Source organism: Arthrobacter sp. CAN_A1 (genome assembly GCF_015751665.1).
GTDB lineage: Bacteria > Actinomycetota > Actinomycetes > Actinomycetales > Micrococcaceae > Arthrobacter_D.
This window is the reverse complement of sequence record NZ_JADOUR010000001.1, coordinates 451206-464443: the sequence shown is the minus strand read 5'-3', so window position 1 is coordinate 464443 and position 13238 is coordinate 451206. Positions and strand designations below refer to the sequence as shown.

The window sequence follows — 13238 nt, the reverse complement described above, 5'->3', positions numbered from 1 at the left end:
TCAGCGAGGTCGCCGGCGGAAGTCCCCGACGCCCTCGGAGCCGTCACCCTCGGTTCTGCCGGTCCGCGGATCGAACTGTGGGCGCTGGTACGCCAGCTCCCCTCCGCTTCGCCCCCCGAACGGCCGCCCATGATCGGCATATTCCTCGCGGAAATAGGCGAGGCACCACTGCCCTAACTGGATCCGGGCGCCGGTCCTCAGCACCGATGGTCCGGTTGGGTTGACGCTGCCGCTGACCGGCCCGTGCGGGATGAGGACGTACTCGTCTGCGTCGTTATGCTGCACCTCGGCATGGACGACGTCCAATCCGGGAAGGACCAGATCGACGTCGGGCCCGCTGCCAATCGTGGTGGTCACGGGCCCCAGATTGAACTCCCGCGGAACCTGGCCGTTCCACGTTGCCGAGTCCTGGACAAAGATCAGCCGGGCGCGCCCGCTACCGGGCGTGTGGTGGGTGGTGGTCACCCGACGGCGGATTTTACGGTTGACGGTGGGGACCAGCGGAAACGGAGTCGACGGCGGCAGTAAGCCCGGCGTATCGGCCTTACCGGCGCCGCGCACACTCTTGGCCATCGGCGTCAGGGCGCTCAAAGACCCGAGTCGGATGTGCGGGGACCGGGTCAACAGTCGCTGCACCCGGGAAACTTCAACCGCTCCGAGGCTCACCAGGTTACCCTTGGGCCCGGTGATCGACACGGCAACTCCCTTGTCGGCAAGTGCTTTCGCCAACTCCCTGACGGCGTCGAGCGACGGCGTGGAACTCCCGCCGAACGCCTCGGGTGAGTCGACGAACACTTCGACCGTCGAGCCGTCGGCGGTCACCGTTCCGTTGATCGTTGAAGGGGTGTGATCCGGTGTTGCTGATTCGGTCATCGAAAAGGCGAGATCGATCTCCAACCGGATTTTCGCTGCCACGACTCAGCTGCGGTGGGTATCGGAACCCGCTGCATCATTGTCACTGGTCGTGACACGCAGGGTTCCGTTCAGCTTCCACGTGGCGCGCGGGGCGTCGGGCCCAATGTCCCGGGGCACCTCAACTGTCATGTCGATGAAGCTGTAGTTCACCGCAGCGCCCTTGCCGGTCAGGTACGTCCACATCTCCTCGGCGAGGTCCGCCCAATCGCGGATGTTGTGGGGCTCCTGGCTGGCTGGGGAGATGTTTTCGGTCATGAGTGAATCCTTCGTTGGAGTGTGCACTATGACAGACGCCCTCTACCCGTCTGACGCTAACAATCCAACCTTAGTACGCCACCCCGAGCGGCAACACCCCCGGGATCCAATAGCTCACCAAGCTATTGCCCATAGTCTGCATTTCCCGCGTTTCCCGTTCCTGAACATGTGCGCCTCAGGGCGGCGCTGTCCCCTCAGAACCATCGCGCTGCCTCCTCCCGAAGACGCAGCTTCTTCGCGTCGTCAAACTTGTCGTACAGGGTGACCATCATGGAGGACCGTGGATTCGAGCTGAACATCTGGCGATGATCGCTGACGAACTGCCAGTACAGGGCATCCCAGCTCTCCTGCCACGTGCCGGGCGGAAAGTTGCCCATCTTCTTCAGGTAGTTGCTCCCGCTCACGTAGGGCTTGGTGGTGATCATGCTGCCGGCCGCGTACTGGCTCATGGCGTACACATTGGGGACCATCACCCAGTCGTAGGCGTCGATGAACATCGCCATGAACCACTCGTAGACGGCATCCGGGTGGATCCGCTGCAGCGCCATCGCGTTGCCGAGCACCATCAGCCGCTCAATATGGTGGGCGTAGCTGGTGTCACCGATCCGTTTGATGACGACGTCGACCGGTTCCAGACCTGTCTCCCCAGTCCACCATCCCTCCGCCAGGGTCCGGTCGAACCCGAGGGTGTTGCTGGTGCGCATCTCACGGCCGCGCACCACGTAGGAAGCCCGCATGTACTCGCGCCACCCGATCACTTGCCGGATGAACCCCTCGACACTGGCAATCGGTGTGTCATGCCGGCCCGCGTGGTCAAGGGTCACATCTACCACCTCAAGCGGGCTGAGCAGGCCGAGGTTGATGCTGGAACTCAGCGCCGAATGGAACAGGAACGAGTCCGGCGCGGAGATCGCATCCTCGTAGGGACCGAACTGGGCAAACCGTTCATTGAGGAACGATTCAAGGGCGCCGGCCGCCTGCTGGTGCGTGACCGGCCAGTTGAAGGTCCCGGTGATCCCCGGATTGTCGGGGAAATCCCGCTTGACCCAGTCGATGGCGTCCCGCACGTCGTCGGTGGGGTCGAACACGGGCAGGTCCGGAACGGCCAACCCCCTGGGCAGCTTTTTCCGGTTGTCGGCGTCGAAACTCCAGCGGCCGCCCACCGGGCTGCCATCCGGTTCGACCAGGATTCCCAGCCGACGGCGCTGCCATTCGTAGAAATTCTGCATCCGCCAGCCGGTGTTGGTGAAATAGCCGCGAAGGTCCTCGATGCTGAGGAGAAAACCGGGGCTGGTGAGCACCTGCGCCGTCAGCCCGAGGCCGCTGAGGGTGGTGGTGAGCCGCTGCTCCAGCCAGTCGTCGACGACGTCGTAATAGCTGCACTGGGTGGCCCCGACGGCCTGCAGCAGGGCATGCAGTTGGTCCTGGCTGGCGGTGGTCGCCGAGGTTTCGAGGTAATCGACGGTGTACCCGGCGTCCGTGAGACGGTCCGCGAAGTGGCGCATGCTGGCCCGGTGCAGCACCAGTTTCTGCTGGTGGAAGCGGTACTGGCGGAAGAAAAGATCGTCCTCAGCCAGGATGAACCGGTGCGTTGCGGGCGCGACAAGGTGCTCCTCGAAGAGCTGGTGGGGGAAAACCAACTGAACGTGCACTGCGTCTCCTTCATCCTGCGTGCCGCGCTTCAGCACCGCTGCCATGCTTCCACATCGCCGGCTCCCCGCGTCCGGTTGCTAGGGTGAAGCGTATGACTCGATTCGCCGTTCATGTTGCCTGCGCCGACGGCCAGAGCATTGACACCTTCCAGCTGGACGCCCAGTCCGGGAGGCTCGATCCCGGTCAGTCGGTGCCACTGGGCGTGAAGGTGCAGTGCCTTGCGATGCACCCCAGGCACCGCCTGTTGTACGCGGCACTGGCGACCACCCCGCCCACGGTCCGTTCACTCGCCGTCGACGGGAGCACCGGCGACCTCACGCCGCGCGGCGATGCCGAGCTGATCGCCGGGATGGCTTATCTGGGGGTTGACCCCTCGGGCAGCAGCCTGCTGGGCGCCTCCTACACCGACCACCTGGTCAGCGTCATGAGCCTTGACGACGACGGCGGGATGCGCCCCGCCACCGCGTCCTCAGCGGCACCCGGGAAGCATGCCCACGCCATAATCAGCAGCCCCGATGGAAGATTTGTGTATGCCACCGCCCTGGGCGATGACCTGATTGCGTGGTGGCCGGTCGATTCCGTCACCGGGGCACTGGGTGACGGCGGCCAGCTGGCCACGCCGGCCGGGAGCGGCCCACGGCATCTGCGCTTCTCGCCGTCCGGAGACATGCTCTACGCGCTGCACGAATTGTCGGGGGAGATTGCGGCCTACACCCGGGACCCCGAGACCGGCGCCCTGACGGAGCAGCAGCGGATCTCCTCCATCGCACCCTCCCTGGACCTCGTACCGGGCCGGGTCCGCGACGGGACCGGACCGGATCCGGCGGCGAATGCCGTCTGGTGCGCGGAATTACAGGTGTCCCCCGACGGCCGCTTTCTGTACAGCACCGAACGATCCAGCAGCACCATCGCCGTCGTCGCTGTCGCACCCGATGGCGGGCTCTCCCTGATCGATACCACCGCCACCCAGGCTCAGCCGCGCGGGATGAACATTGATCCGACCGGCGGGTTCCTGCTGGCGGTCGGTGAGGTCTCCGACCAGCTGACGGTGTACCGGATCGACCCGCAGAGCGGGCGCCTGCAGGAGCATGGCAGCTATGTCTGTTCCTCCGGTCCGCGCTGGATCGAATTCTCGCTCCTGGACTAGCCAACTGGAGGAGCCCTCGGGAGCAGATGAGTGGCGGGACCGCGGGTTAGTGGTTGCGCCACCGCTAACCTGCGGCCCTGCAACTTTCCTGGGCAGTGCCAGCAGGGTTTCGCCTCAGGAGTGCTGGGGGACACCCACCCGGTAGCGGGTCTGGACGGCGCCGCCGGCCAGCACGGTCGTCTGCTCGTGGGTGAGCTGGATATCCGCGGGAAGTGAGCCGAACAGGGGCTTCCCGTCGCCGATGAGCACCGGAACCCGGGTCAGGGTCAGGGTGTCGATGAGTCCCTCAGCCAGAAAAGTGCGTACCGTCCGGCCGCCGTCGACGTAGACGTGCCGGGCGCCGTCGTCGTCGAGCCTTGTCAGCGCCTCCTCGAATGATCTCACCACCTCCACCTGTGGATCGGCAGTATCGAGAGTGGTGCTGAGGACAAGGACCTTGGTCTCAGCGTAGGGCCACTCGTCAAAGGCCTTGACGATCTGATAGGTGCTCCGGCCCATCACCAGGTGGTCCACCAACCGCATGAAGGCGGTGAACCCCGCCGCCTCCGGTTCGTCGGCGTCGCCGCTGCCGGTGAGCCAGTCGAGATCGTCGTCGGCCCGGGCAATCATGCCGTCAACGCTCATCCCCATGAAGGCATGCCCTTGCCAATGGCGACTACCCACGTGGTCCTCCACTCCAACCGTTTCTGGCAGTCTAGCCCTGTTGCAATTTCTCCACCTATGCCAATGTTGACGACGTACACATGGGTCACCACCGGGCAGGAGCCAGCTAGGTTTGATACCGCCAACGCGTTCAGCGGATTCTCTGTGGACGATATCGATGCAGCCAGAACCTTCTACAGCGAAACCCTCGGAGGACGGACTTCCGCTTCCGCCGCTTCCGCCGCTCAGTTAGATCTGGTGGGTCAGGGCGCGATTTGGTCGCCTGATCTCACTGTTCGGCGAAGGGGGTGGCGTCGCGAGAGTGGGGACGGAGGGGCCGGAGTGGGTCAGGGACGGCCGGTCAGCGCCCCGGCGAGGCTGTCCAGCGCGCCAGGAACCAGGGAGTAATACGCCCACACTCCCCGCTTTTCCCGGGTCAGGACGCCCGCATCTACGAGGATCTTCAGGTGATGCGACACCGTCGACTGCCCCAGGTTCAAGGGTTCCGTGATGTCGCAGACGCATGCCTCGGCGTTCTCGCTAGCGGAGATGATTGACACCATCCGCAACCGGTTGGGATCAGCGATCGCCTTGAACTGGGCAGCCAGCGACGACGCCGTATCCTCCGACATCGCGGGCTCGCCTGTGGGCGTGCAGCAGGCGGCGAGAGCGTCGGGGGTAAGGGTCGCTGCTGAAGTCATCCATCCATTATGCACTGACATTGACATTTGTCGATGTCTTGAACAATACTTTCAGGCATCGACAATCATCGATCTACGACGTACACCCCGTTCAACGGAGCCCCTTGAGTACTCACACCCCTCCCGCCGAAGAGACGACCGGCAAACTGTCCACCCTTGACCGGCTGCTCCCGGTCTGGATCATCGCCGCCATGGTGGTGGGCATCGCGCTCGGCCAGTTCATTCCCGGCATGGCCGGAGCGCTTGACTCGCTCGCCATCGGCTCAGTTTCACTACCGATCGCCCTCGGCCTTCTGGTGATGATGTACCCGGTGCTCGCCAAGGTCCGCTACGACCAAACCGGAGCGGTGATCAAGGACCGGAAGCTCATGATCACCTCCCTGGTGATCAACTGGGTCGCCGCCCCCGCCTTCATGTTCATCCTGGCGTGGGTTTTCGTCCCCGACCTGCCCGAGTACCGTACTGGGCTGATCATCGTGGGCCTGGCCCGGTGTATTGCGATGGTGATGATCTGGAACGACCTCGCCTGCGGTGACCGCGAGGCAGCGGCCGTTCTCGTTGCCATCAACTCGGTCTTCCAGGTCTTCGCCTTCGGGGCGCTGGGGTGGTTCTACCTCCAGGGACTGCCCGGCCTGCTGGGCCTGCCGACCACCAGTGCCGACTTCTCCTTCTGGGCCATCACCATCAGCGTCCTCATCTTCCTGGGCATACCGCTCCTGGCCGGGTTCCTGACCCGCACCATCGGCGAGCGCACCAAGGGCCGCGACTGGTACGAGGGAACGTTCCTCCCCAGGTTGGGCCCTTGGGCCCTCTACGGGCTCCTGTTCACCATCGTGATCCTCTTCGCCCTCCAAGGTGATGAAATCCTCGCCAGGCCGCTCGACGTCGCCCGCATTGCCCTGCCCCTCCTGATCTACTTTCTGGTGGTCTTCACGGCGGGCATGGTGATCGGCAAGCTGCTGAACCTTGGCTACGCCAAAACCACCACCCTCGCCTTCACCGCCGCCGGCAACAACTTTGAGCTGGCGATCGCCGTCGCTATCGGCACCTACGGCGTCACCAGCGGCCAAGCCCTGGCCGGCGTCGTCGGACCCTTGATTGAAGTTCCGGTTCTTGTTGCACTGGTCTATGTGGCGCTGTGGGCAAGGAAGCGCTTCTTCACCACCGATCCCCTCCCACTCGCGAAGGAAAACTCACATGTCTGATTCACTGACCAAACCCTCGGTTCTCTTTGTCTGCGTCCACAACGCTGGTCGCTCGCAGATGGCCGCCGCCTTCCTGACCACACTCTCCGAGGGCCGAATCGAGGTCCGCTCCGCTGGGTCCCAGCCCGCCGATTCGATCAACCCGTCGGCGGTTGAAGCAATGCGTGAGCTCGGCATCGACATGTCAGCTGAAATCCCCAAGGTCCTGACCGACGACGCCGTGAAGGACTCGGACGTCGTCGTCACCATGGGCTGCGGCGACGAATGCCCCTACTTCCCGGGGAAACGGTACGAGGATTGGGTGCTCGAAGACCCGGCCGGCAAGGGCGTCGAGTCCGTCCGGCCGATCCGCGACACCATCAAAGGCCGCGTGGAGGCCCTGATCGCAGAGTTACTCCCAGCATGAGCGTGCTCCCAGTCGCCATCATCGGAGCGGGACCGATCGGTCTCGCCGCAGCGGCCCACCTCCTCGAGCGCGGCCTGCAGCCCATGATCTTCGAAGCGGGCCCGACGCCGGGCGCCGCTATCAGCGCCTGGGGCCACATCCGCCTGTTCTCGCCGTGGCAGTTCAACGTCGACGCCGCCGCCCGCCGGTTGCTTGAGCCCACCGGTTGGGCCTCCCCACGGGGAACGGCTCTGCCGTACGGCTCCGAGCTGGTCGCTAACTACGTGGCGCCGCTCGCCGCAGTGCCCGCTATCGCGGAAACGCTGCGGCTGAACACCCGCGTCATCGCGGTGACCCGTCAGGGCATGGACAAAACGCGTACCAACGGCCGCGACACCCAAACGTTCCTGGTCCGGTCCCACGGGCCGAACGGCGTCGAAGACCACCTGGTCCGCGCGGTGATCGACGCTTCCGGAACCTGGGACCAGCCGAATCCTCTCGGCCAGGGCGGGCTCCCCGCCCACGGGGAAACCGAAGCCCACCACTTCATCACCCACCCCTTGCCTGATGTGACAGGCAACGATCGGAAGACGTTCGAAGGCAAGCGGGTGATGGTGGTGGGTGCCGGTCACTCCGCGGCCAACACCCTGATTGCCCTTGGACAGGTAGCCCGGGCATCCGAAGATACGACCATTATTTGGGCCGTTCGCGGTACCGGTTCCGCGGACCGCCTCTACGGAGGAGGAGACCTTGACGGCCTACCAGCCCGGGGCCAGCTCGGCTCCCGGCTGCGCAAACTGGTTGAAGACGGCATCGTGGAGCTGAGGACCTCGTTCACGATCACCGGGTTCACTGCCGGAGACGCGCTGACAGTCCACACCGCCGACGGCTCGGTTGACGTCGACGTCCTGATCCCAGCCACGGGTTTCCGTCCGGATCTTGGCATCCTGCGCGAAATCCGCCTGGAACTGGACCCAGCGGTCGAGGCGCCGCGCGCGCTCGGACCGCTTATCGACCCTGAGTTCCACAGCTGCGGAACAGTCCAGGCGCACGGAGCGAAAGAACTCGCCCACCCCGATAAGGACTTCTACCTGGTCGGGATGAAGAGTTACGGCCGTGCGCCCACCTTCCTGATGGCCACCGGCTACGAACAGGTGCGGTCGGTGGTCGCGGCGATAGCTGGCGATACTGCCGCGGCCGCGGACGTGCGGCTGGAACTCCCGGAGACCGGAGTCTGCAGCACCGACCTGGGTGGCTCCTGTGACGCGCCAGCACCCGACCTCACAGACGAGGCGGATAGCTGCTGCGGCACGCCCCAGCTGGTGACCATCGGCGTCCCGACCGGAACGGTGCATGGCCGCTCCAACGATCCCGGCTACTAAACAAGCGACCACCCAGGAGTAAAGATGGCCACCCGACCCACCCCAATGCCCGGATTGATCAACGACGAACACGTTCTACACCGGATCAGCGGTGAACTGGCCAGCAGATTCGACGGCGTATTCACCCCGGAGATGGTGGATCGGTACGTCTTTGAGTCGTACACAGCGCTCGCCCGGACCGCGAAAATCAAAACCTACCTGGCCTCGATCACCAAGCACTTCGCTGAGGACCGGCTCAACGCGCTCGCCCACGCACAGGGCATCCGTCCCAGCGGCAAAGCCGAAGTGCTGTTCGTGTGCGTACAGAACGCAGGCCGCTCACAGATGGCCGCTGGGCTGCTCAAGCACTACAGCGAGGGTCGCATCAATGTCCGTTCCGCAGGCTCAATGCCGGCAGAACACCTCAACGCCCATGTGGTCGACTCCATGAAGGAAATCGGGATTGATCTCGATGCCGACTTCCCCAAGCCGCTGACCGATGACGTGGTGCGTGCGGCCGATGTCGTCATCACCATGGGGTGTGGAGACACCTGCCCCATCTACCCGGGGAAGCGATACGAGGACTGGCAGGTCGAAGACCCAGCTGATCTCGATCCGGCCGGGGTTGAACGGGTACGGATCGACCTGGACGGACGAATCCGCAAGCTGGCCGCCGAGTTACTGGACCGCTAAGGGGGACTAGGCTCCTCTGCGGCGAGGCTCCTGCAGGAGGTCCACCAACTCCAGCAGCTGTTCCATCTCGTTGCCGAACTCCTGGTTGGCGCCGCTGCCGGCAAAGAATGCCGCGTCATAGTACAGCCCGTCACCCATCAGCTTCACGGCTCTGGCCACCGAGCGGCTTCCCAACGACGACTCGAGCGCACCCAGCCACAGAGCCTGGATCTGTGCAAAGTTCTGCTGTGCTTTCGGGTGGCCCTGCTGAGCCAGGCGTGCCATCGCCACGAGCGCCCGATCCAGCGCGCTGTCCTCATAGACCGAGGTCCTGACGTAATAGCGGGCCGGCCCTTCGGGGTCAGCGGTCATCAACTCGCGATCGACTGCCGAGAGGGTGAGGAGCCGCTCCCCCAAAGCATCCACCAGCGCTTCCTTCGACGGGAAGTGATACAGCAAACCCCCCTTGGAGACGTCGGCGGCCGCAGCAATCGCCTCCATGGTGGCGGCCCGTTCGCCGTCGTTGATGAGGATGTTCTCGAAACTGTCGAGGATGCGCTCTTTGGAACTAGCCATGTGTTCATCGTAACGGTGCATCCTACTTTACTGTACCGGCTGGACGGTATAGTCTGGGAGCCATGAGCAACTCGACGTACGTTCTCGGCCCACCTACCGGAGCGCCAGCCCTCGACCCCGTGCCCACCCGGGCCGGCCGGCGTGAATGGACGGCACTCGCCGTCCTGATGCTGCCCGTTCTCCTGGTGGCCGTTGATAACACAGTGCTCGCTTTTGCCACCCCCGCCATCTCCCTGGCGTTCAACACCAGCGGCACAACACTGCTGTGGATTATTGACAGCTACCCCCTGGTGCTCGCCGGGCTCCTGGTCGCCATGGGGAGTTTAGGCGACCGCTTTGGCCGCCGTCGGCTGCTCATCATCGGCGCGATAGGGTTCGCTGTCTTTTCGATTGCCGCTGCCTATTCGCCGACCGCCGAGCTGTTGGTCGCCTCACGGGTGGGGCTCGGCGTGTTCGGCGCCATGCTGATGCCCTCCACGCTCTCCCTCCTTCGCAACATCTTCACGGACCGCAATCAGCGCCGCCTCGCGATCGCTATCTGGGCCGCCGGCTTCTCCGCGGGTGCCGCCATGGGACCGCTCGTTGGCGGAGCGCTGCTCGAGCACTTCTGGTGGGGCTCGGTGTTCCTGCTGGCCGTACCGGTCCTCATCCTGATGCTTGCACTGACCCCCGTGCTGGTTCCGGAATCGAAGGACCCCAACCCCGGGCGCGTGGATTACCTGAGCATCGTCCTGTCGGTCTCCACCATGCTGCCCATCGTTTTCGCGATCAAGAACTTCGCCAAGGGCGATTCAGTGCTGGTGACGGTTGCCGCCGTCGTCATCGGCCTGGCCGCAGGGACTGCCTTTACCCGACGCCAACTGGGGCGGTCCAACCCCATGCTGGACGTACGACTGTTCACGGTGCGCGCATTCACCGGTGCGGTGCTGGTGAACCTGCTCGCCATCTTCTCGCTGGTCGGGTTCATCTACTTCGTTTCACAGCATCTGCAGCTGGTGCTGGGGCTCAGCCCCCTGAACGCCGGACTGGTTCTGGTGCCCGGGCTGGTGATGACCATCATCGCTGGTCTGGCGGTGGTCCCGATTGTGCGTCGGGTTCCCCCGCGCACCGTGGTGCCGATCGCACTGCTCCTGTCGGCGTCGGCGTATGCCTTCGTTGCGGTCACCGGAGAGGGTGGATCCGCCGGCATCCTGCTGGTCGCGTTCATGCTGCTCGGCATCGGTGTCGGAGCGTCGGAGACGGTCTCGAACGACCTGATTCTTTCGACCGTGCCCGCGGAGAAGGCGGGCGCCGCGTCGGCGGTGTCCGAGACCGCCTACGAGGTCGGTTCAGTGTTCGGCACGGCGCTGCTGGGCAGCGTGCTGCTCGCCTCCTACCAGCGCAACCTGGTGCTGCCGGACGGGCTCAGCCCGGAGCAGGCCGCCACCGCAACTGAAACGCTGGGCGGCGCCGTTAACATGGCCGCGCAGTTGCCCGGCGACGGCGGCAGTCAGCTACTGGAGTCGGCGTACCACGCCTTCGATAGCGGTGTGGTGCTCACTTCAGGGATTGGCGCCGCACTCATGGTGTTCGCGTCAGCGCTGGCCCTGTGGAGCCTGCGACGCGCGTGAGAATCCTTACGGATCCCGCACGCCGCAGGCTCGGTCCGTCCCGTTCCGGGACGACTAGGCTGCGGGGGTGATTCCGCCGGTGCAGGCGGCGCCCGGCTCGCGGGTCTGCTCACCCTGGATGTATCGCTCAAGGAACACCGGAAGCCGGGTATCAGCGGCTGAATCGACGCCAAGCTGCAAGCCCCAAGCACTCACCATGATCGGAGATTCCTGATCGGCGTAGGGGCTGAGCACCACATAGCCGCTCGAGCCGACCAGGTCGGTGAGGGTGTCAATCTCGCCCTGCGGAAGATCGGGCTGGTAGGTGATCCAGACGGCACCGTGCTCCATTGAGTGCACGGTGTTCTCGTTGGGGATCTCGGAGGTGTACACGCCACAGTTGGTCCAGATGGGGTTGTGATCGCCACCTACGGGAGGTGACTGTTCATATTCGACCGGAGCTTCGGTGTGGTTGAAGGAGAGATCCTCGAATTCCTGCACACCCTCGATCGGCTGGCTGGCGAGCGCTTCAATCCGCTGGTTTTCCTGCACCTGACCGACAATAACAATGGTCACGGCAACGATGATGGCGATCACAACAGCACCGATTCCGCCGAGGATCAACGTGGTGCGCCGGCGGTCACCGGCCCGCTGCTTGGACTGGATGGCCTTCAGCCGCGCCTGGCGGTCGGCATTGTCCTGGGCTCGCTTCTTGTTCAACGCGTGAATCCTTTTTCAGTAAGTGTGATTGAAACCAATGTACCGTCGGTGGTGCTACAGCTCATCCAGCATGTCTTCCATGGCGGTTATTTCAGCCACCTGGGCAGCCACCATTTTTTCTGCGGCCACCCTGACCCGCGGCTCCTGGACCAGTTCAGTGCCCGCCTGCGCCATCTCGGCGCCGGCCTCGTGGTGGGTGATCATCAGGGTCAAGTACAGGCGTTCCGCCTCAACGCCTGAGGCAGCTGTCAGATCAGCTATCTGCTCCGGTGTGGCCATCCCGGGCATCAACCCGTTATCGCGCAGCGTCCCGCCGTCGTGGTGGTCCATGGATCCCGCCATCCAGGCCATGCTGGGAGCGGCTGAACTTAGCGGGAGACCCCACTCTTCCAGCCAGGCGTACATCTGGCCGATCTGGTGCTGCTGGGTCATCGCAATGTCGTAGGCAATGGTCCGGACCACCTCATCCTCGGTGCGGTCACGGACCAGTCGTGACATTTCCACTGCCTGGGCATGGTGCACCTGCATGTCGCGGGCGAATCCAGCATCAGCACTGGTGGTGGCCGGGTATTGTGGGCCGGTGCCGATTCGACCAGCCACGAAGGTCAGAACAAAAAGGCAGACGACCAGCGCTCCGGCCAGGCCGATGAGCACGCGCTTCTGCCACGTCTCGAGGTGCAGCGTCATCTACCTGTTTTCCTGTTCTTCGGTCATTTCAACATCTCTAACGTATTGCATCAGCCTCAGCGTTCCCTGTGTGACCCGGAAGATACCCCCCTAGGGTACTTGTATTATACGGGTGGGGGGTATATGTTCGAGGGAGAACGAGGAGGACCCGATGACCGACACCATGACCGAACACGGCTACACGGCCGATAAGGATGCCTATCTCCGGCGCCTGCGACGCATTGAAGGTCAGGTGCGCGGAATCGCCCGGATGATCGAGGAGGACAAATACTGCATTGATGTCCTCACCCAGGTATCAGCGATCAACAAGGCGCTGCATGCGGTCAGCATCGGCCTGCTCGAGGAACACATTTCCCACTGCGTCGTGGGAGCTGCCAACGAATCCCAGCTCACCGGCAACCCAGACATTGTCCAGGAAAAAGTCCAGGAAGCCTCGGCGGCCATCAGCCGCCTGCTGAGATAACCCGTCCCTTCACCCCAAGGAGTACCACCATGAGCACCACTATCATCAACATCTCGGGCATGACCTGCGGCCACTGCGTCGACTCCGTCACCGAAGAAATCCTGACCCTTGACGGCGTCCAGAACGTCTCAGTCGACCTCAACAAGGGCGGCGTCTCCACCGCCACCGTCACGTCGGCGTCGGACCTTGACCCCGAGCAGATCGGCGAGGCCGTAGCCGAGGCCGGCTACCTGGTTGTCGCCGCCGACGCCTGAGCAGAGCCACCCG

16 protein-coding genes are annotated in these 13238 nt (G+C 64.1%); 8 read left to right on the top strand and 8 right to left on the bottom strand.

All coding sequences use genetic code 11. The features are described 5' to 3' along the window. The 3 genes from IWX62_RS02300 to IWX62_RS02290 all read right to left on the bottom strand — a co-directional run bounded on the left by IWX62_RS02300 (position 1) and on the right by IWX62_RS02290 (position 2867). Positions 1-915, bottom strand: coding sequence for an FHA domain-containing protein (locus IWX62_RS02300; RefSeq protein WP_196839722.1), 915 nt, complete (start codon positions 913-915; stop codon positions 1-3). A 3-nt stretch (positions 916-918) separates the two neighbouring features. Further along, positions 919-1170 (bottom strand): hypothetical protein, encoded by a 252-nt coding sequence (locus IWX62_RS02295; RefSeq protein ID WP_196839721.1) that lies wholly within the window; start codon positions 1168-1170, stop codon positions 919-921. 194 nt (positions 1171-1364) lie between these two features. Beyond that, positions 1365-2867: a cryptochrome/photolyase family protein gene (locus tag IWX62_RS02290; protein WP_333483147.1), complete on the bottom strand. Its 1503-nt coding sequence runs from the start codon at positions 2865-2867 to the stop codon at positions 1365-1367. Positions 2868-2914: 47 nt separating this feature from the next. On the opposite strand from IWX62_RS02290, the gene IWX62_RS02285 reads away from it, so the two are divergent. Further along, positions 2915-3970, top strand: a complete 1056-nt coding sequence (locus IWX62_RS02285; RefSeq protein WP_196839720.1) for a lactonase family protein — start codon at positions 2915-2917, stop codon at positions 3968-3970. A 114-nt stretch (positions 3971-4084) separates the two neighbouring features. Here the strand turns inward: IWX62_RS02285 and IWX62_RS02280 are convergent, their stop codons facing one another. Both IWX62_RS02280 and IWX62_RS02275 read right to left on the bottom strand, forming a co-directional pair. Next, positions 4085-4633, bottom strand: coding sequence for a dihydrofolate reductase family protein (locus tag IWX62_RS02280; protein WP_333483146.1), 549 nt, complete (start codon positions 4631-4633; stop codon positions 4085-4087). A 326-nt stretch (positions 4634-4959) separates the two neighbouring features. Further along, complete coding sequence (locus IWX62_RS02275) at positions 4960-5313, bottom strand: ArsR/SmtB family transcription factor (protein WP_196839719.1); 354 nt, start codon at positions 5311-5313, stop codon at positions 4960-4962. 104 nt (positions 5314-5417) lie between these two features. On the opposite strand from IWX62_RS02275, the gene arsB reads away from it, so the two are divergent. The 4 genes from arsB to IWX62_RS02255 are packed head-to-tail and all read left to right on the top strand — an operon-like array spanning position 5418 to position 8957. Further along, complete coding sequence (arsB, locus tag IWX62_RS02270) at positions 5418-6518, top strand: ACR3 family arsenite efflux transporter (protein WP_196839718.1); 1101 nt, start codon at positions 5418-5420, stop codon at positions 6516-6518. Then, on the top strand, positions 6511-6924 hold the full coding sequence (locus IWX62_RS02265; protein ID WP_196839717.1) for an arsenate reductase ArsC: 414 nt from the start codon (positions 6511-6513) through the stop codon (positions 6922-6924). Before arsB ends, IWX62_RS02265 begins: the two co-directional genes overlap by 8 nt. Beyond that, the gene (locus IWX62_RS02260; RefSeq protein WP_196839716.1) at positions 6921-8285 is read left to right on the top strand and encodes an FAD-dependent oxidoreductase; all 1365 of its coding nucleotides are present in this window, start codon (positions 6921-6923) and stop codon (positions 8283-8285) included. The genes IWX62_RS02265 and IWX62_RS02260 overlap by 4 nt, the downstream gene beginning before the upstream one ends. 24 nt (positions 8286-8309) lie before the next feature. Beyond that, on the top strand, positions 8310-8957 hold the full coding sequence (locus IWX62_RS02255) for an arsenate reductase ArsC (RefSeq protein WP_196839715.1): 648 nt from the start codon (positions 8310-8312) through the stop codon (positions 8955-8957). Positions 8958-8963: 6 nt separating this feature from the next. Here the strand turns inward: IWX62_RS02255 and IWX62_RS02250 are convergent, their stop codons facing one another. Then, positions 8964-9512: a TetR/AcrR family transcriptional regulator gene (locus IWX62_RS02250; RefSeq protein WP_196839714.1), complete on the bottom strand. Its 549-nt coding sequence runs from the start codon at positions 9510-9512 to the stop codon at positions 8964-8966. A gap of 62 nt (positions 9513-9574) precedes the next feature. Between IWX62_RS02250 and IWX62_RS02245 the strand changes: the two genes are divergently transcribed. Further along, positions 9575-11122, top strand: a complete 1548-nt coding sequence (locus tag IWX62_RS02245; protein ID WP_333483145.1) for an MFS transporter — start codon at positions 9575-9577, stop codon at positions 11120-11122. A 54-nt stretch (positions 11123-11176) separates the two neighbouring features. Here IWX62_RS02245 and IWX62_RS02240 read toward each other — a convergent pair whose 3' ends face one another. Beyond that, positions 11177-11821, bottom strand: coding sequence for a DUF3105 domain-containing protein (locus IWX62_RS02240; RefSeq protein WP_196839713.1), 645 nt, complete (start codon positions 11819-11821; stop codon positions 11177-11179). Between the two features lie 54 nt (positions 11822-11875). Further along, positions 11876-12508 (bottom strand): DUF305 domain-containing protein, encoded by a 633-nt coding sequence (locus IWX62_RS02235; protein WP_196839712.1) that lies wholly within the window; start codon positions 12506-12508, stop codon positions 11876-11878. A gap of 151 nt (positions 12509-12659) precedes the next feature. Here IWX62_RS02235 and IWX62_RS02230 point away from each other — a divergent pair, with 151 nt between their 5' ends. Next, the gene (locus IWX62_RS02230) at positions 12660-12971 is read left to right on the top strand and encodes a metal-sensitive transcriptional regulator (protein WP_196839711.1); all 312 of its coding nucleotides are present in this window, start codon (positions 12660-12662) and stop codon (positions 12969-12971) included. Between the two features lie 29 nt (positions 12972-13000). Further along, entirely contained in the window at positions 13001-13225 is a 225-nt protein-coding gene (locus tag IWX62_RS02225) for a heavy-metal-associated domain-containing protein (RefSeq protein ID WP_196839710.1), read from the top strand. The last annotated feature ends 13 nt before the right edge of the window (positions 13226-13238 follow it).